General features: G+C 66.9%; 18 protein-coding genes. 8 read left to right on the top strand and 10 right to left on the bottom strand.

All coding sequences use genetic code 11. The features are described from left to right. Nucleotides 1-20: 20 nt before the first annotated feature. The 4 genes from ACH82I_RS10400 to ACH82I_RS10385 all read left to right on the top strand — a co-directional run bounded on the left by ACH82I_RS10400 (nucleotide 21) and on the right by ACH82I_RS10385 (nucleotide 3,847). Nucleotides 21-1,187 (top strand): thiolase family protein, encoded by a 1,167-nt coding sequence (locus ACH82I_RS10400; protein WP_413332400.1) that lies wholly within the window; start codon nucleotides 21-23, stop codon nucleotides 1,185-1,187. Next, nucleotides 1,184-2,104, top strand: coding sequence for an enoyl-CoA hydratase/isomerase family protein (locus tag ACH82I_RS10395; RefSeq protein ID WP_413332398.1), 921 nt, complete (start codon nucleotides 1,184-1,186; stop codon nucleotides 2,102-2,104). Before ACH82I_RS10400 ends, ACH82I_RS10395 begins: the two co-directional genes overlap by 4 nt. Then, nucleotides 2,101-2,991, top strand: coding sequence for a 3-hydroxyacyl-CoA dehydrogenase family protein (locus tag ACH82I_RS10390; protein ID WP_413332396.1), 891 nt, complete (start codon nucleotides 2,101-2,103; stop codon nucleotides 2,989-2,991). The genes ACH82I_RS10395 and ACH82I_RS10390 overlap by 4 nt, the downstream gene beginning before the upstream one ends. 79 nt (nucleotides 2,992-3,070) lie before the next feature. Beyond that, nucleotides 3,071-3,847, top strand: a complete 777-nt coding sequence (locus ACH82I_RS10385) for an enoyl-CoA hydratase/isomerase family protein (protein WP_413332394.1) — start codon at nucleotides 3,071-3,073, stop codon at nucleotides 3,845-3,847. 64 nt (nucleotides 3,848-3,911) lie between these two features. Here ACH82I_RS10385 and ACH82I_RS10380 read toward each other — a convergent pair whose 3' ends face one another. The 6 genes from ACH82I_RS10380 to ACH82I_RS10355 form a co-directional block, all read right to left on the bottom strand. Next, complete coding sequence (locus ACH82I_RS10380; RefSeq protein WP_230745457.1) at nucleotides 3,912-4,496, bottom strand: dihydrofolate reductase family protein; 585 nt, start codon at nucleotides 4,494-4,496, stop codon at nucleotides 3,912-3,914. A 215-nt stretch (nucleotides 4,497-4,711) separates the two neighbouring features. Further along, a complete protein-coding gene (locus ACH82I_RS10375) occupies nucleotides 4,712-5,455 on the bottom strand; it encodes a TVP38/TMEM64 family protein (protein WP_413332392.1) in 744 nt (247 codons plus the stop codon). A 115-nt stretch (nucleotides 5,456-5,570) separates the two neighbouring features. Next, nucleotides 5,571-7,049, bottom strand: a complete 1,479-nt coding sequence (locus tag ACH82I_RS10370; protein ID WP_413332390.1) for a S1C family serine protease — start codon at nucleotides 7,047-7,049, stop codon at nucleotides 5,571-5,573. Between the two features lie 254 nt (nucleotides 7,050-7,303). Then, complete coding sequence (locus ACH82I_RS10365; protein WP_413332388.1) at nucleotides 7,304-7,474, bottom strand: hypothetical protein; 171 nt, start codon at nucleotides 7,472-7,474, stop codon at nucleotides 7,304-7,306. Between the two features lie 15 nt (nucleotides 7,475-7,489). Continuing rightward, the gene (locus ACH82I_RS10360; RefSeq protein ID WP_230745452.1) at nucleotides 7,490-8,863 is read right to left on the bottom strand and encodes an OFA family MFS transporter; all 1,374 of its coding nucleotides are present in this window, start codon (nucleotides 8,861-8,863) and stop codon (nucleotides 7,490-7,492) included. A 164-nt stretch (nucleotides 8,864-9,027) separates the two neighbouring features. Beyond that, complete coding sequence (locus ACH82I_RS10355) at nucleotides 9,028-9,795, bottom strand: SurA N-terminal domain-containing protein (RefSeq protein ID WP_413332386.1); 768 nt, start codon at nucleotides 9,793-9,795, stop codon at nucleotides 9,028-9,030. Between the two features lie 160 nt (nucleotides 9,796-9,955). Between ACH82I_RS10355 and ACH82I_RS10350 the strand changes: the two genes are divergently transcribed. After that, nucleotides 9,956-10,312 (top strand): VOC family protein, encoded by a 357-nt coding sequence (locus ACH82I_RS10350; protein ID WP_413332384.1) that lies wholly within the window; start codon nucleotides 9,956-9,958, stop codon nucleotides 10,310-10,312. Here the strand turns inward: ACH82I_RS10350 and ACH82I_RS10345 are convergent. Beyond that, nucleotides 10,263-11,561 carry an epoxide hydrolase family protein gene (locus tag ACH82I_RS10345; RefSeq protein WP_413332382.1) on the bottom strand — a complete coding sequence of 433 codons (1,299 nt, stop codon included), beginning with the start codon at nucleotides 11,559-11,561 and terminating at the stop codon, nucleotides 10,263-10,265. The genes ACH82I_RS10350 and ACH82I_RS10345 overlap by 50 nt on opposite strands. 76 nt (nucleotides 11,562-11,637) lie before the next feature. Next, nucleotides 11,638-12,471 carry an NAD(P)H-dependent oxidoreductase gene (locus ACH82I_RS10340; protein WP_413332379.1) on the bottom strand — a complete coding sequence of 278 codons (834 nt, stop codon included), beginning with the start codon at nucleotides 12,469-12,471 and terminating at the stop codon, nucleotides 11,638-11,640. A gap of 84 nt (nucleotides 12,472-12,555) precedes the next feature. On the opposite strand from ACH82I_RS10340, the gene ACH82I_RS10335 reads away from it, so the two are divergent. Further along, on the top strand, nucleotides 12,556-12,894 hold the full coding sequence (locus ACH82I_RS10335; RefSeq protein WP_413332377.1) for a winged helix-turn-helix transcriptional regulator: 339 nt from the start codon (nucleotides 12,556-12,558) through the stop codon (nucleotides 12,892-12,894). Between the two features lie 3 nt (nucleotides 12,895-12,897). Here ACH82I_RS10335 and ACH82I_RS10330 read toward each other — a convergent pair whose 3' ends face one another. Next, nucleotides 12,898-13,449 (bottom strand): dihydrofolate reductase family protein, encoded by a 552-nt coding sequence (locus ACH82I_RS10330; RefSeq protein WP_413332376.1) that lies wholly within the window; start codon nucleotides 13,447-13,449, stop codon nucleotides 12,898-12,900. A 136-nt stretch (nucleotides 13,450-13,585) separates the two neighbouring features. Beyond that, complete coding sequence (locus ACH82I_RS10325) at nucleotides 13,586-15,076, bottom strand: MFS transporter (RefSeq protein WP_413332375.1); 1,491 nt, start codon at nucleotides 15,074-15,076, stop codon at nucleotides 13,586-13,588. Nucleotides 15,077-15,152: 76 nt separating this feature from the next. On the opposite strand from ACH82I_RS10325, the gene ACH82I_RS10320 reads away from it, so the two are divergent. Then, nucleotides 15,153-15,650 (top strand): MarR family winged helix-turn-helix transcriptional regulator, encoded by a 498-nt coding sequence (locus tag ACH82I_RS10320; RefSeq protein WP_230745440.1) that lies wholly within the window; start codon nucleotides 15,153-15,155, stop codon nucleotides 15,648-15,650. Between the two features lie 68 nt (nucleotides 15,651-15,718). Next, nucleotides 15,719-16,933, top strand: a complete 1,215-nt coding sequence (locus ACH82I_RS10315) for a M20 metallopeptidase family protein (protein ID WP_413332373.1) — start codon at nucleotides 15,719-15,721, stop codon at nucleotides 16,931-16,933. Nucleotides 16,934-16,954: the final 21 nt, after the last annotated feature.

Raw genomic sequence — 16,954 nt, 5'->3', positions numbered from 1 at the left:
GATCCCAGCGAAGGAGCCCCATGCCCGAAGCATTCATCCTTGACGGACTGCGCACGCCGATCGGCCGCTACGGGGGAGTCCTCGCAGATCAGCGCCCCGACGATCTGGTGGCGACGGTGCTCAAGACCGTTGTCGAGAGGCCCGGGATCGACCCGGCCGACATCGACGAGGTGATCCTCGGATCGGCGAATCAGGCCGGGGAGGACAACCGCAACGTCGCCCGCATGGCCGTGCTGCTGGCCGGCCTGCCCGATACGGTTCCCGCGTTCACCGTCAACCGGCTCTGCGCCTCCGGGCTGACCGCGATCACCACGGCCAGGCAGATGATCGCCGCCGGTGACGCCGAGGTGGTCGTGGCCGGAGGCGTCGAATCGATGACCCGGGCACCCTGGGTGACCGAGAAGCCGCAGCGTGCCTGGGCGAAGCCGGGGAAATCCTGGGACACCTCGATCGGCTGGCGGTTCACGAACCCGGCCTTCGACGAGGACACGATCCTGTCGATGCCGCAGACCGCCGAACGGGTCGCCCAGCAGTGGAAGCTCGGCCGCGAGGCACTCGACGCCTTCGCCTACGACTCCCACCAGAAGGCGCTCGCCGCCCAAGCAGCCGGAAGCTTCGATCCTGAGATCCTGCCCATCGGCGAGGTCAGTGCCGACGAAGGTCCGCGGGCGGACACGACGCGGGAGAAGCTCGCCAAACTGCGGGCCATCCACGGGGAGGGCGGTGTCATCACCGCCGGCAACTCCTCGTCCCTCAACGACGGTGCCGCCGTCGTCGTCCTCGTCTCCGAGGCCTATGCGAACAAGCGCGGACTCAATCCCCGTGCCCGAGTGGTCTCCGGAGCCAGCGCCGGCGTCGCCCCGGAGATCATGGGCATCGGGCCGGTCCCGGCGACCCGCAAGGCACTCGATCGGGTCGGCTGGTCGGTCGACGACCTCGAAGCCGTGGAGCTCAACGAGGCCTTCGCCTCCCAATCCCTGGCCTGCATCGGCGACCTCGGACTCGACCCGGCCACGGTCAACGGCTTCGGCGGAGCGATCGCACTCGGACACCCGCTGGGCTGTTCGGGAGCACGCATCACCCTGACCCTGCTCAACCGCCTCGAGCAGGCCGATGCGAAACGTGGGCTCGCGACCATGTGCGTGGGCGTCGGCCAGGGTTCGGCCCTGCTACTGGAGCGGGCATGAGCGTCGGCGCGGGCAGCCCCGCAGCAGGTGCCGGCGCAGGCAACCCCGGTGCGGACTACCTCGGCGCGGGTGGCCCCGCCTCCCCGGTGCTCATCGAACGCTTCGCCGACCGCACCGTGATCCGGCTCAACCGGCCCGAGGTGCGCAACGCCATCGACCTGAACATGGTCGACGCCCTCCATGCCGTGTGCGCCGAGCTCGAGGCGAACCCGAAGGTCGCCATCATCATCGGCTCCGACGGGGTATTCGCCGCCGGCGCCGACATCTCCCAGATGCGCAATCGCGGCCGCGAAGAGGCACTGGCCGGCATCAACTCGAAGGTCTTCTCCCGCATCCAGGATCTGCCGATGCCGGTGATCGCCCTCGTCGAAGGCTTTGCCCTCGGCGGTGGGGCCGAACTCGCCTTCGCCTGCGACTTCCGCATCGGCACCCCGTCGACGAAGATCGGCAACCCCGAACCGGGACTCGGCATCATGGCATCGGCGGGAGCGGCGTGGCGACTGCGCGAACTCGTCGGAGAGCCGCGGGCCAAGGAGATCCTGCTGGCAGGGCGGACCCTGCAGGCCGATGAGGCCAAGGCGATCGGTCTCCTCAACGATGTTGTCGATCCCGAGGATCTCGAACATGCCGGGCAGGCCCTGGCCGAGCGGATCGCAAGCTTCGCACCGTTGGCAGTGCGCCTGAGCAAATCCGCCTTCCATGCACCCCGGGAGGCTCATCCGCTCATCGACAATGTGGCCCAGGCTGTGCTCTTCGAGACCGACGAGAAATACGCCCGCATGGACGCGTTCCTCGCCAAGAGGGAAGCGAAGAAGCGGGCGAAGGCCCAGGCCGTGCGCACCGAGGCCATGGACCAGCAGAACGACCCCGGCAGCGTGCAGGGTGAGACCCCCGAACAGAGAGGCGGCGCCGAATGAGCGAGCAGACCGTACACGAACCCGATGACGTGCGGACCACCGCGACGTCGGGCTCGGGTGGCGCGCAGGTCCCCGATACCGTCGGCGTCTACGGCGGCGGTCGGATGGGTGCGGGCATCGCCCACGCCTTCGCCACAGCCGGCGCGAAGGTCATCGTCATCGAGAGCACCGAAGACACGGCGGCCGCGGCCAGGGAGCGCATCGCCGCCTCGATCGAGAAGTCCCGCTCCAAAGGCATCGAGGTTCCCGGATCCGTCGCGGTCGTCCGGGATCCGACGCTGCTCGACCAGGCCCTCCTCGTCATCGAGGCCGTCCCGGAGAAGCTCGAACTCAAGCAGGAGATCCTCGCCGCCATCGCGAAATACGCTCCGGCCGCGAGCATCGGCACGAACACCTCGGCGCTCTCGATCGACGAACTCTCCGCCGCCCTGCCCCGACCGCAGGCTCTTATCGGTCTGCACTTCTTCAATCCGGTCCCGGTCTCCGAACTCGTCGAGGTCGTCGTCGGCACCCACACGGCTCCAGCGCTCGTCGAGGCCGCCAAGAACTGGGTGAGGGGCCTGGGGAAGACGGCGATCACGGTCACGGATTCGCCCGGATTCGCCTGCTCCCGCCTCGGCGTGGCCTTGGCTCTGGAGGCCATCCGGATGGTCGAGGACGGGGTCGCGAGTGCCGAAGACATCGATTCGGCGATGACGCTGGGCTACCGGCATCCGGCCGGACCGCTGAAGACCACGGACATCGTCGGGCTCGATGTGCGCCTGGGCATCGCCGAGCATCTCGAGGCCGAACTCGGGCCTCGCTTCGCACCGCCCCAGCTGCTGCGCGACAAGGTCGCCGCAGGTCAGCTGGGCCGCAAGTCCGGTCAGGGCTTCTACACTTGGTGACAGGCGCGTCCAACGCGCAGCGCGGCACCACCGTTTGAGGGCACCACCGCCTGCTGGAATCATCTGCAAAGGAGCACGCATGACCGAGATCCGACTGAAGAACCGCGAGCAGATCGCCGAACTCATCCTCGACGGCCCCGAGTCCCGGAATGCCCTCGACGCGGACAACCTCCGCGATATCGCCGCGGCCGTGAACAAGATCGCCGAGGCGATCCCCAGCGTCCGGGTGCTCCTCATCCGCGGCGAGGGCAAGGTCTTCAGCTCCGGCCGCGACATCTCGGAGGTCGATGTTGAAACCGACGATGCGCATGCGTTCCTCGCCGAGACCTTCGCCCCGGTCTTCCACTCGATCCGTGCCCTGCCGATCCCCGTCATCGCCCAGGTCCAGGGGGCCGCGCTAGGCCTCGGGTTCGGCATCGCCGCGGCCGCGGACATCATCTTTGCCGCCGATGACGCGAAGTTCGGGTCCCCGTTCGCCGCGATCGGCGCGATGCTCGACTCCGGCGCCCACCACGTGTTCCTCGATCGGCTGGGCTACCACCGGACGATGGACCTCATCGTCACCGGTGATTTCATGACCGGCGCCGAGGCGGCCGCCGCCGGGATCGTCTCCCGCGCGGTGCCCGCAGCGGAGCTCTCCGAATTCGTCGAGGCGAAGCTGGCGCGGATCGTGTCCGGACCGGCAGAGGCCTTCGCGATGGAGAAGGGCTTCGTGCAGAAGCTCGCCGACGACCGTCCCGCGCTCGCAGAGGTGCTCGCCGAAGAGGCGACCCTGCAGGAATCGGCCCGTCGGACCCCTGACTACGCGGAGGGATTCCGCGCCTTCCAGGAGCGGCGGAAGCCGAACTTCGAGTGAGGTGAGGGACTGGAGAGAGCCGCCGGCGCGGCAGCGGTCAGGCCGCTCCACGCCGGTCGCCGGCTCAGCCGTGGAGCGTGGGCCGGTAGGTGAGTTCTTGGATGTTGCCGTCGAGAGTGTGATGGTCGAGCAGTTCGAGGTCGAAGTCGTCGGCATCTGCGAAGATCGGCACGTCTCCGGTGCGGCCGCTGATGACCGGGAAGATCGTCACCTGGATGCGATCGACGAGACCCGCGGCCATGAGCGAGCGATTGAGCGAAGGGCTGCCGTGGGAGCGCAGCGGAATGTCCGAGTCCGCCTTGAGGCCGCTGACGATGTCGCCGGCATCCCCGCGCACGAGGTCGACATCGGGCCAGTCTAGGGGATCGGTGAGGGTGGACGAGACGACCGTCGTCGGCAGGTGCTTCATCCTCGTGTTCACCGGGTCATCAGCTTCTGATTCGCGGGTGAGATCACCGAGGAAACGTTGGAACATCCGGAAGGTGTTCGCGCCTAGGACGAGTCGCTGTCGCAGGCCGTACTGGGTGACCCGACGATCGAGGAACTCCGGTCCCTGTCGGCCCCAATAGCCGCCCCAATCGCCGTCGGCGCTGTAGGAGCCGAAGCCGTCGAGGGTGCAGAAGACATCCCACGTGTAGGTGGTGGTCATGGCGATTTCCCTTGAGAACGACGTCCCGTCCGCACCCGCGGTCGTCCGCGGGCTCGCGGGTCGTGTCCATTCAGAATGCTCCGGGTCTGAGGCGAAGTCAATGAAGTGAAGTCGACGAGAGGACGCTGACGAGGAGAAGCGCACGAGGCGAAGACGACGAGGCGAAGACGACGACTGGTGAAGGTAGAAGCGGACCGCTTCGGTCGAGCCGGAACTCAGGTCTCGGTGGGTTCGTCGGTTGCGTCTTCGCCCGGTTTGTCGCTGCTCTTGTGGGTGGATTTCCATCGCCGGAAGGTGATGATCGTCAGCGTGATGACCAGCGCCCAGGCGATTGCGACCGCTGTGCCGGTGAGGATCCCCGGATTTCCGATGAAGGCACCGACCGCTACGAGGGAGAGCTGTCCCGGCAGGGCCGAGACCGCGGTGGCGATGAGGAAGGTGCGATTGTCGATGCCGAGCGCCCCGCTGCCGTAGTTGACCGGCCAGTACGGGAAGCCAGGCAGGAGCCGTAAGGTGCACACGGCATAGAAGCCGCCGTCGGTCAGTCGCGATTCGACCGCCTCGGCGTGGCTGCCGAGCAGCTTCATCACCGTGTCACGGCCGAGTGCACGGGAGATCCAATAGCCGCCCCAGCAGCCGAGGACGACTCCGATCATCGACAGCAGGGTGCCGAACGGCAGGCCGTAGATCATTCCGCCGGCTACCGCCATGATCGTGACCGGGATCGGGGTCGCCGCGACGACCGCGTAGAGGAGGACGAAGAGGCCGAAGCCCCAGAAGCCCACCTCGCCGATGTCCCTGCGGAGCTCGCCGAGAGATGGGAGATGGACGTTGAAGACCAGCCACACCCCGGCGAGCACGGCTAAGGCCAGAGCGACATTGCGCAGCACCGTGGGCCAGTCGACGCGAGAGGCGCCGTGACTGTGCGTCGGCTCGGCAGGGCTGTCGTCATTCGGCATGCGTCGATCCTACGTCGGCACGGAGAGCGGCCGGGAATCGACAGCTGTGCGCCGCCGCCCCCGAGGTGGGAACGGCGGCGCATGGGTGCGGTGCCTCAGTTGTTCTCGGTCCGGCTCAGGCGGCCGGGCCTTCGATGAGCTTGATCTTCGCGGTGTGGCTCTGGCCCGAAGCATCCGTCCAGGTCACGGAGACCGAGTCGCCGGGGCTGTGCTTGCCGATGACTTCCGAGAGTTGGGACCCATCGGTGACGGCCGTCGAGTCGATCGAGGTGATCGTGTCTCCGGCCTCGAGTCCCGCCTCGGCGGCCGGAGTGTCTTCGTAGACGCCGGCGACAGTCGCCCCGGAAGTGGCGGACCCGGATGATGCCGACCTTGAGTCGCCGGTGCTCGAACCCGACCCGGGCTGAGTGGATTCGCCGTATCCGCCCGAGCTGCCGCCGTACTGCCCGGCGCTGCCGCTGCCCTGCTGGCCGGGCAGCTGACTTCCCTGCCCGTAGCCGGGGCCGTTGCCGTTCTGCTCGCTCGAACCTGACTGGCCGTTCGAGGCGGACTGGCCGGACTGGTCGGACTGTTCGACGCCGATTCCGAGGAAGGCCGGGTAGCCCAGGGTGTTCGTCGAGGTCTGCTCGCCGTCGACGATGGACTCGGCGGTCTCGAGTGCGGTCTCGATGGGGATCGCGTACCCGGTGATCTCGGCGCTGCCCGAGGAGGCTGCGGTGTTCATGCCCACGACCTCGCCGTCGCCGTCGAGCAGGGCTCCGCCGGAATCGCCTGAGACGATGTCGGCCTTGACCTCGATCATCCCGTCGAGGGTCTCGGAGTCTTCGGTGCCCTGCGCCGTGGTCGTCACCGAGGCACCGAGGTCGCTGACCGAGCCGTCGGCGGCCAGGAGCTCACCGCCGCCCTCGGCATTGCCGACCGCGGTGACGTCATCGCCGACGGCGACGGAGTCCTCATCGACCTTGGCCGGTGAGAGGTCCGTGGCGTCCTTGAGCTTGAGCACGGCGACGTCCTCCGTCGAATCGGAGCCGACGACCGAGGCCTCATAGGTCTTGCCGGTCGTCGCCACGGTCACCGATATCTCGGTGGAGTCGGCAATGACGTGATTGTTCGTCAGCACCAGACCGTCCTTGCTCAGCACGATGCCCGTGCCGGCCGCGGCCGCATCCTCGTAGCCGAGCTTCGTATCGATGAGCACAACGCCGGTCGATTCGGCGGCGCTGGCCGGGGAGGCATCGGTCTGCCCGGATCCGGTGTCGGGCATGTTCCCGTCGATGCCGGAGTTCCCGGAACCGCCCGACCCGTTTCCGGCAGTCCCGCCGTCGCTCGACCCCGGAACTGCCTGTCCGGAGAAGGGGATCTGTGTGGTGGCGGCCGCAGCGGATACGGCGCCGGGTGTTGCGGCTCGGGCCGGCAGTCCGCCGAGCCCGCCGGTGGTCAGTGCCAGGGCTGCGGCGGCACCTGCCGCCATCTTCGCAACGGTGCGCCCACGTGGGTGCCGTGCGCCCTTGCCCTCTACCGCCTCGGCGAGGTTCCGTCCTGCATGTGCGGCTTCGTTCGGCGCTGCGGCTCGGGGCTGCCTCGACTCGTTCATGGTCTGTGCCTTTCTCAATCAGGGGGATGTTCTCCTTGATCCCTATTGAGTACCCGCATCCTGTGGCCAAGCTATGGCGGAGCTGATTCCGCGCTTCGACTTTCCACGATGCCGGCTGTGCGCCGCGCGGATCACGCGGCGGCGGTGACCATTAAGCCGGTGGCGACCCCGCTGCAGAGGAGGCTGCCGGAGCGGATGAAGATCCGCTCGGGCCCGAGCCCGGATTCGGCCCGGGGCCCGTGGGGCAGCCTCGGTCAGCCGGTGAAGATGGTGACGGCCTTGACGACGGTCAGCGCCAGTCCCCAGAGGAGGCCGCCGACCACGACGACGGTCAGGGTCGAGCCGATCGTCTTGTAGGCGCCGCCGATGGGCGACTGAGGTGATCCCTCATCGGGTATGTGTGCTGTCGGAGTGGAGCTGCTCATGATCGCTGCAACCTTTCAGTCGTTGTCCTCGAGGGCGGCGGCCTGCTTCGCGGCTACCTCTTCCTCGCGTTCGAAGTACTTCTCGCTCACGGGCTTGACGAGGGCATTGGCGATGAAGCCGATGGCCAGCGCGCCGACCATGATGTACATGCCCGGGGTGTAGAGCTCGGGCCCGGTCTTGCCCGCCTTCTCGCCGGCTTCGACGACGGAGTTGACGATGAGCGGACCGGCCACGCCGGCCGCCGACCACGCGGTGAGCAGGGCGCCGTGGATCGCGCCGACCTGATAGACGCCGAAGAGGTCCTTGAGGTAGGCGGGTATGGTGGCGAATCCGCCGCCGTAGAAGGAGATGATGACGAGCGTCGCGAGCACGAACAGAATGATCGAGCTGCCGCCGAACAGGGCGACGACGAGGTAGAGGAGGAGCCCCACGCCGAGGTACATCATGTAGTTGTTCTTCCGGCCCAGGTAGTCCGAGGTCGTCGACCAGATGAAGCGCCCACCCATATTGCCGATCGAGAGCAGACCGACGAAGCCGGCGGCGGCGGCCGCGGTGATACCGAAGTAGGCCTGGATCATCGGGGCGGCGTTCTCGAGGATGCCGATGCCCGCGGTGACATTGAGGAACAGCACGACCCACAGGAACCAGAACTGCGGGGTCCGGATCGCGTTGCGCACGGAGACGTTGCCCTTGGTCTGCATGGGCTTCGTCTTCGCCTGCGAGGGATCGAAGCCCTTCGGGGTCCACTCGGGGTGGGGCACGCGGATGACGAAAGCGCCGGCGGCGATGACGACAGCGTAGACGATGCCGAGGGTGACGAAGGTCGGGGTCAGACCCGCGACGAGGTTCTCCGGTTCGGAGCCTCCGCCGTAGAAGCCCATCAGCTGGTTCGACATCGGGCTGGCGATGAGCGCACCGCCGCCGAAGCCCATGATCGCCAGGCCGGTGGCCAGGCCGGGACGGTCGGGGAACCACTTCATCAGGGTCGAGACCGGGGAGATATAGCCGATGCCCAGACCGATGCCGCCGATGACTCCGTAGCCGAGGTAGACCAACCACAGCTGTCCGGTCATGATGCCCAGGGAGGCGACGAAGAAGCCGATCACCCAGCAGGTGCCTGCGGCGACCATCGAGGCTCGGGGACCGTTCTTCTCCACCCAGGGTCCGAAGACCGCCGAGGAGATGCCGAGCATGAGGATCGCGATGGAGAAGATCCACCCGATGGAGACCTCACCGGCATCGAAGTGCTCCATGAACGGAATCTTGAAGACGCTGAATGCGTAGACCTGGCCGATGCACAGGTGGATCGCCAGGGCCGCCGGTGGGATCAGCCACCGATTGAAGTTCTTCGGCGCGACGATCGCCGAGCGGGTGAGTATCGATGCCATGGTCGGTCCTTATGTCCTTGTGTTGACGCGCGGCTGCCGCCGGAGTCGGCGGTGCCGTCTGTGTGGAGCGCGAATGGATGGCATCCGCCCTCGTGTTCCACTACAGACTAAAGTGCGTGCAAGGATTTAGCGAGGAACGCACAGCGATTCCCCAACAATGGGAATCAGAGGTTGATCGTCACATCGCCCTGCTTGCGAAGCTTCTCGGCGAACTTCTGAGTCGCCTCGGTGGACTTCTGGCTCTTCACCTGCTCCTCGAGCTGGGGACGCATCTCCTCGAGCTCGGGAACCTCCTGCTGCTGACCGCCCTGCTGAGCCATCTGCTCCTGCTGGGTCTTCGCCTGCTCGTAGGCCTGGCCGATCTCCTCGCCGGTGACCTTGAACTCGCCGTACTCGTCGGTGATGAGGTCTTCGATTTTGAGCTGGTTGGCCATCTCGGAGTTGACCTTCTTCTCGTCCATGCCTTGATCCTTCATGGCCCCCAGGAAGTCGTCCTTGCTCATCTGGCTCGACTTCGCCGACTCTTCGAGCGCTTTGTCGATGTCCTTGTCGGAGACCTTGATGTCGCGTTTGTCCGCCTCTTGGGTGAGGAGCTTCGTGCTCACGAGGTTCTCGGCAGTCTGCGTCTTCAGCTGATCCTCGTCGACCTGCTGGCCCGACTGCTGTGACTGCATCTGCATCTGCTGGTACTGAGTCTCGTAGAGGGGGACGAAGTCATCCTTGGTGATCTTGTCGCCGTTGACTTCGGCGACGACATCGGGAATGTCGTCGGTGGCGGGCTTGCCGTCCTGACCCGCCTCGGCGCCGGGGCTCTGTTCGGCTGCGGCCGAGGTCTCCTCGGACGAATCGCCGCCGTCCTCACCACCGCAAGCGGCGAGACCGACCACGGACACGGACACTGCCAGGCCAAGCAGCCACTTGTTCTTTCGCACAATCACTCCTGATCTCGGAATCAGCCTGTCAGGCTAACAGTTCGGTGTCACCGAAGTCTGTGTGGAGCATGAGCATCGCTTGGCAAGGGGCGGGCCTTGCCCAGCATGGGACACTGGAAGCATCCGATCGCCGGGTCGGGTGGGACGAAGGGGGCCGGAGATGGAATCGACATTTCGCGGGGTGTTCCTCACCTGCACCGACACCGAGGCGACCGCCGCCTTCTACCGCGATGTGGCCGGAGTCGGACTCGAATCGGCAGGCAGCGAGGAGTACACCTACTACGTCATCGACGTCGAGGGAATCCAGATCGCCCTCCACGACGCACAAGCCTTCGCCGAGTACTCCCACCCGCCGGTTCCGGGATCGAACCTCACACATCTGTACTTCCGGATTCCGAACCAGCAGGCCTTCCTCGACCACATCAAGGCAACGGGGACTCCTCTTGTCGACGTCGACGATGTCGTCGTCACCGTCGAGGATCCCGACGGTCGGAAGGTGATGTTCGGGACCGCCTGAGCGAACTGCGTCCGAGACACGGGTGGAGCGCCGAAACGCCTAGGTGCACACCGTTGTCTCGATGCTTCACCGGTGTTTCGCGTGCGGCGGCGAGCACCGCGGCCAGCCCTTCGCGCAGGTCGGTGACGAAATCGTCCGGGACTTCGAGGGACGGGAAATGCCCGCCACGCTCGGCCGCTCGCCAGCGCACGATCTGCCGGTAGCGCTGTTCGGACAGTGCGCGCGGATACTTCTCGATGTCGCGCGGGTACATGGTGATGGCCGCCGGAACCTCGACCCGCAGATCCGGATCGAGCGAATCGTGGCTCTCATAGTAGATACGTGCGGAGGAGGCGCCGCTCCTGGTCAGCCAGTACAGGCTGACGTTGTCGAGGAGGCGGTCGCGGGAGATCGTCTCGAAGGGACTCTGCTTCGTGTCGGTCCATTCGGCGAACTTGTCGAGGATCCAGGCGAGCTGACCGACCGGTGAATCGACGAGGGCATAGCCGATGGTCTGCGGCCTCGTGGCCTGCTGGTGCGCGTAGGCGGCGCGGTTGAGCCAGAAGTCTTCGGCGTCCTCGGCCCAGGCGCGATCGGCATCGCTCAGTCCCTCGTGTGAGAGTCCGGGCGGGCCGGGAGCGAAGGTGGTGTGGATCCCGATGAGGTGCTCGGGGAACCGGCCGCCGAGGATCGTGGTGATCACGCCTCCCCAGTCGCCGCCGGCGGCTGCGAACCTGTCGTAGCCGAGTCGGGCCATCAGCTTCACCCAGACGCTTGCGATCTTTTCGGTGCCCCAGCCGGTGGTGCTCGGTTTGCCGCTGTGGCCGAATCCCGGCAGTGAGGGGACGACGAGGTGAAAGGCCGGAGCGGTGGGGTCGCTGGGATCGGCGAGTTCGTCGACGATGTCGATGAACTCGGCGACGCTGCCCGGCCAGCCGTGGGTGAGGATCAGGGGAGTGGCGTCGGGGCGCCCCGAGCGGCGGTGAAGGAAGTGGATCTCCACCTCGTCGATAGTCGTGTGGAATTGGCCGATCTCGTTGAGACGGTCCTCGAAAGCGCGCCAGTCGTGCCCGGTGAGCCAGTAGTCGACGAGATCGGTCAACTCATCCAGGGGCACTCCCTGGTCCCAGCGATGCGGGTTGGCCCCGGGCTGGAAGACCGTTTCGGCCTCGGGGAGCCGGGCCGCGGCCAGGTGCGAGTGCAGCTCCTCGAGTTCGGCTTCGGGGACGTGGGCGTGGAAGGGGCGGATGAGTTCGGGGGTCGCGGGCACGATGACTCCTGGGGTCGGTGGTGCGGTGGCGGCGATATCGGTGGGTCGGGTTCTGGGTCAGTCGATAAGTGTTCGGTCAGGCGCCGAGGTTGACTCGCGCGCTGAGGTTGACCCTCACCCCGTGTTCGCCGGGGCAGAGGTGATCGGCGAGCTCCCACTCGGAGGTGTAATCGCCGGTGAATTGGGGTCGGTAGGGGATGCGCGGATCAGTGAAGAGTCCGCCGAGGCGGTCGATCAGGTCCTCGCGTGCCTTTCCGTAGTCCTCGAGCCGATCGGCACTCGGGAAGGCCAGCGGCGGCAGTGCGTCCATGCCCGTATAGGCGAAGGTGCCGTGGAGGAGCCCGAAGAGGAGTTCGGTCAGTTCGCCTGATTTTCCGCGCGGGCCGATCGCCTGCGGGCGGTCGCCGAGGGTGGTGATGACGAGCGCGCGTTTGTCGGTGAATGGACCCTGCTCGAAACGCAGTCGGCGTCCCGTGCTCGGATCGGTGCCGAAGGCGAAGCCGCTGGTGAAGACCCGGTCGAACCATCCCTTGAGGATCGCGGGCAGGCCATACCACCACAGTGGGAATTGGACGATGAGCGCATCGGCGCGGTGCAGCTTGTTCTGCTCGCGTGTGATCTCCGGCGGCAGGGTGCCGGCGATAAAGGCCTCGCGGGTGTCGGCGCTGACTCGGAAGCGCTGCGGTCTCTCGGCCGCAGACCTGACTGTGCTGGGGTCGAGGTCGCGGCCGCCGTCCCGAGGGCGGACGACGGGGTCCCAGCCCATCGCATAGAGATCGGACTCGATGACCTCGTGGCCGCCTCGGCGCAGGTGGGCGATTCCGTCGGTGCGGAGGCTCCCGGCCAGGGACCGTGGTTCGGGATAGGCGCTGACCCAGAGAACGGTGGCGGCGGTGGAATTTCCTTGCATGCTTCCATCGTCGCGGCCTACGGTAGATGCGTCTAGTACGGAGATTTCTGTCCCTGTCGAATCTGCACGACCCACGGAGGAATCATGCGTCTGCCGGTCTCACGCGCCATGGAGGTCTGTCCGGTCGAGGTCGCGGTCTCGGCGGTCGGGGGCACGTGGAAGCTCACGACCATCAAGCATCTTCTCGAGGGCACGAAGCGGTTCAACGAACTCGGCCGACTCATGCCACTGGCGAACACGAAGACGCTGACCCGTCAGCTGCGCGAACTCGAAGAGGACGGCCTCGTCGAACGCACCGTCTACCCGGTCGTCCCGCCGCACGTCGAGTACTCGCTGAGCGAACTCGGCCGCAGCCTCGGACCGATCGTCGAGGCGATGAACGAGTGGGGAGCGCAGTTCGCGCAGCAGCACTCGGGAGCTTAGCGCTCAGCGCTTGGGCACATACGCCGTGTAGGCGACCCCGCTGGCAGGGAAAGTCTTCCCGTCCGCCAGCTGCAGCCTCGGCGCAGGGGCATCGTCGGGGAAGAATCCGCGCCCCCTACCCTGCCACACAGGGTAGGTGAACATCCGAAACTCATCGATGAGCTCAGCCGAGATCAGAGCGTGTGCGAGCGTGATGCTGCCGGTGAGGATCGCGTCGCGGCCGGGTTCCTCACGGAGTGCGGCGACCGCCTCGAGCGGATCGCCGCCGATGATGCGCGTGTTCTGCCATCCGGGTTCGGTCATGGTCGTCGACACCACTCGCTTCTCGACCCGGTCCAAGTGAGCGGCGACTCCCGTGGTGTCATCGGTCTGCAGAGGCCAATAGCCCCGGAAGTCCTCGAAGGTCTGCCGACCGAGCAGGAGCACGTCCTCGTTCGCGGACTGAGCCATCAGCTTCGCGGTCAGCTCCTCATCCTGGGCCTGCGGGTCGAACCAGTCGTCGAGCATTTCGACGCGACCGTCGATGGTCATGTTCTGGGTGATGATGATGCGCACGGTGGACTCCTCGTTGAGTGGCGCTGCCGGAATCCACCGTACGCATGAGGGCCTGCGGGGTCCAGAGTCCGGTCGGACTCGGTCGAGCAGACCCCGGCCCCACCCGACCGCTGCGGACGGGGCCAGGCAGTCCCGGTCAGGCGGTCGCCTCGGCGTGTTCCGAGGTCTCGACGACATGCGAGGCCGGCCTGCTCCGCTTGATGAGCAGGACGACGAGGGCTCCGGCCACCGCCGCCCCCGCACCGATGATGAAGCAGGTGCGGAAGGCCGCCTCGGCGGGGATTTCCGTCCCACCCATCGACACGGTCTGGCTGGTGAGCACGATGGCCATGACGGCACCCGCGACGGTGGTGCCCATCGAGCGCATGAGAGAGTTGACGCCGACGCCGGCCCCCGCCTCGGCGGCGGGTGAGTTCTCGAGGATCAGCGTCGGCATGGCCGCGTACCCGATTCCGACGCCGGCCGAGGAGATGCAGGTGGCGAGCATGAGCTGCCAGGGCGCACCGTCGAGGAACACCGCGAAGAGGTAGCCGCAGGCGATGACCGTGGCGCCCAGGGCCAGCGTCGGACGCCCGCCGATCGTGGACAGCAGACGGCTCGAGATAGGGGTGAAGGCGAGCATCATCAGACCGGCGGGCGCCATCCACATTCCCGCCTGGAGGATCGATTGGCCGAGTCCGTAGCCGGTCGCCTCGGGCATCTGCAGAAGCTGGGGGACGACGATCGACTGCGCCATCATGCCGAAGCCGATGAGGATTCCCGCGATGTTCGTCAGCAGGATCGGACGCCGGACGGTGGTGCGCAGATCGACGAGCGGATGCTGGTGGCGCACCTCGTAGAACCCCCAGACGACGAGGACGAGGAGTCCGCCGATGATCGCAGCCAGGGTCGACGGTGCGCTCCAGCCCCAGTCATTGCCCTTCGACACTCCCGCGAGCACCCCGACGATGCCGACCGCCAGACCCACGGCGCCGAGGTAGTCGAAGCGTCCCGGATCCGCCGGTGCGGTGTGCGGGAGGACGAGGATCGAGAGCATGGTCATGATCGCGGCGAGCACCGCCGAGAGCCAGAACAGCATGTGCCAGTCGAAGTCCTGGGCGATCCACGCCGCGATCGGCAGGCCGAGCGCGCCGCCCACACCGAGGGTGGCGCTGATCCCGGCGACCGCGGAGTTGCGCATGGCCGGAGGTGTGACCTCGCGGACGAAGCTGATCGCCACGGGAATGTAGCCCATCGCGAATCCCTGGAGGACGCGGCCGATGAGGACCGGCCCGATGGTCGAGAATAGGGCGCAGACGACCGAGCCCGCGAGCAGGATCACGGCAGAGACCACGAGCACGGGTTTGCGCCCGTAGATATCGGCCAGACGGCCGGAGACCGGCATGGCCACACCCCCGCCGAGGAGAGTGGCAGTCACGACCCACGCGGCGTTGCTCGCGGAGGTGTTCAGGAGGTGGGGCAGCTCGGGCTGGATGGGGATGACCAGCGACTGCATGAGCGCGGCGCACAGGCTGGAGAAGCCGAGCACCATGACGATGAGGATCGGCTTGGCGGCGAGCTGTGTGGTGGTGGGTGAGTGTTGGCTGTGTTGATCGTGATGTTCGGGCTGATCGTGTGGAGCGGTCACGGTGGCTCACTTCCGGGCGAGGCTGCTGCGCAGATATGTAATCTACATATTTCGTACCTATGTAGAATACATACCTATGAGCTCTCGACCAAGTCCTCCCCGTCGGACCACCCGAGACGCCGGAGTCTCCGTCGACGCCGGCCTGCCCCGGGATCGCCGGATCGCGGCCCTGGTCACGCGCCTCGACCGTGCTCGGCGCGCGCAGTCGAACCAGATGGATCTGGGTACGGCCGACCTGCGGATCCTGTGGATGTTCTCCGATGACAAGCCGCGGACTCTCAAAGAGATCGCCGCCGAGCTCGGTCTCGAGCAGTCGACGGTCAACCGGCAGATCAACTCGGCGATGGCCGTCGGTCTCCTGCAGCGCTCGCGCCGCCCGGGCAGCGCTGCCCACGAGATCAGCCCCACGCCAGCGGGGATCCGCGCTTTCGAGGATGATGTCGAGAAGTCACTGGCGGCATTCGGGGCCGGACTCGGGGCGCTCGGGGAGCGGGCGGATGAGTTCCTCGCCGATCTCACTCAGTTCGTCAGTGCCTACGATCGCACCGTCAGGCGGGACAGCGACGAATCGTGAACCGTCGCCCGGGGAGATTCTCAGTAGAGTCGAACTCACAGCATTCCGGCCAAAGGAGAACAGCGACCATGACCGCCTCGACATCCGCATCCATCCCTGACTTCCGTACGGAAGCCGAGAGCCACCTCGGCGATCTGGTGACGCTGCGTCGCACCCTGCACGCGAACCCCGAACTCGGCTTCGACCTCCCCTTCACCCAGCGGACCGTGCTCGATGAACTCGCCGGGCTGGGACTCGAGTTCACCACGGGGGAGTCGCTGACCTCGGTGGTCGCCGTCCTCAAAGGCGAGAAGCCCGGGCCTGCGGTGCTGCTGCGCGGGGACATGGACGCCCTGCCCGTGGTCGAGGACACGGGACTCGACTTTGCCTCGACGAACGGGAACATGCACGCCTGCGGCCACGATATGCACACCGCAGGCCTCGTCGGCGCCGCGCGACTCCTCGCCGCGCACCGGGACGAGCTGCAGGGATCCGTGATCTTCATGTTCCAGCCCGCCGAGGAGGTCGAGGGCGGGGCCGAACCGATGATCGCCGAAGGCGTGCTCGACGCCGCCGGAGTCCCCGTCGTCGCAGCCTTCGGAATCCACGTCGAGGCCGATGAGCGGGGCCGCTTTACGACCAAGGGCGGATCGCTCATGGCCGGATTCGCCGACCTCCACCTCACCATCCACGGGGCCGGCGGACACAGCTCCCAGCCCCAGGCGACCAGGGATCCCGTGCCCGCGATCGCCGAGATCGCGCTGGCGCTCAACACCATGACGACGCGATCCTTCGACATCTTCGACCCCGTCGTCGTCTCGGTCACTCAGCTCGAAGGCTCACAGGCGAGCAACGTCATCCCGGATTCCGCGAAGCTCGCCGCGTCGATCCGCTTCCTCTCGGCACAGTCGCTGGAGCTGCTGCAGGAACGCGTGCACGAGATCGCCGAGAGCATCGCCCGGGCCCATCGCTGCACCGCCGAGGTGGACTTCGAGGTGGGCTTCCCCGTGACCGTGAACAATCCGCACGAGACTCAGACGACGGTCGAGCGCCTCGGCGAGGTGTTCGGCAGTGACCGGGTCGTCGAGATGGAGCATCCGCGGATGGGCTCGGAGGACTTCTCCTATGTGCTCGAGGCGGTGCCCGGCACCTTCGTCTTCCTCGGGGCGACGCCGGAGGGTGTGGACCCTGCGGCCGAGACGAACCATTCTCCGCGCGTGGTCTTCGACGATGCGCTGCTCGGTGACCAGGCTGCGGCGCTCGCCCACCTCGCGTTCGCACGCTTGGCCGACGAAGCCGGGTGAGGGGAAGGGCGCCTTGGGGTC

It is taken from the genome of Brevibacterium sp. GP-SGM9, assembly GCF_047300845.1.
In the GTDB taxonomy this organism is placed as follows: Bacteria; Actinomycetota; Actinomycetes; order Actinomycetales; family Brevibacteriaceae; genus Brevibacterium.
Note: the sequence above shows the minus strand (reverse complement) of the source record. Positions and strands in the feature narration are given on the sequence as shown.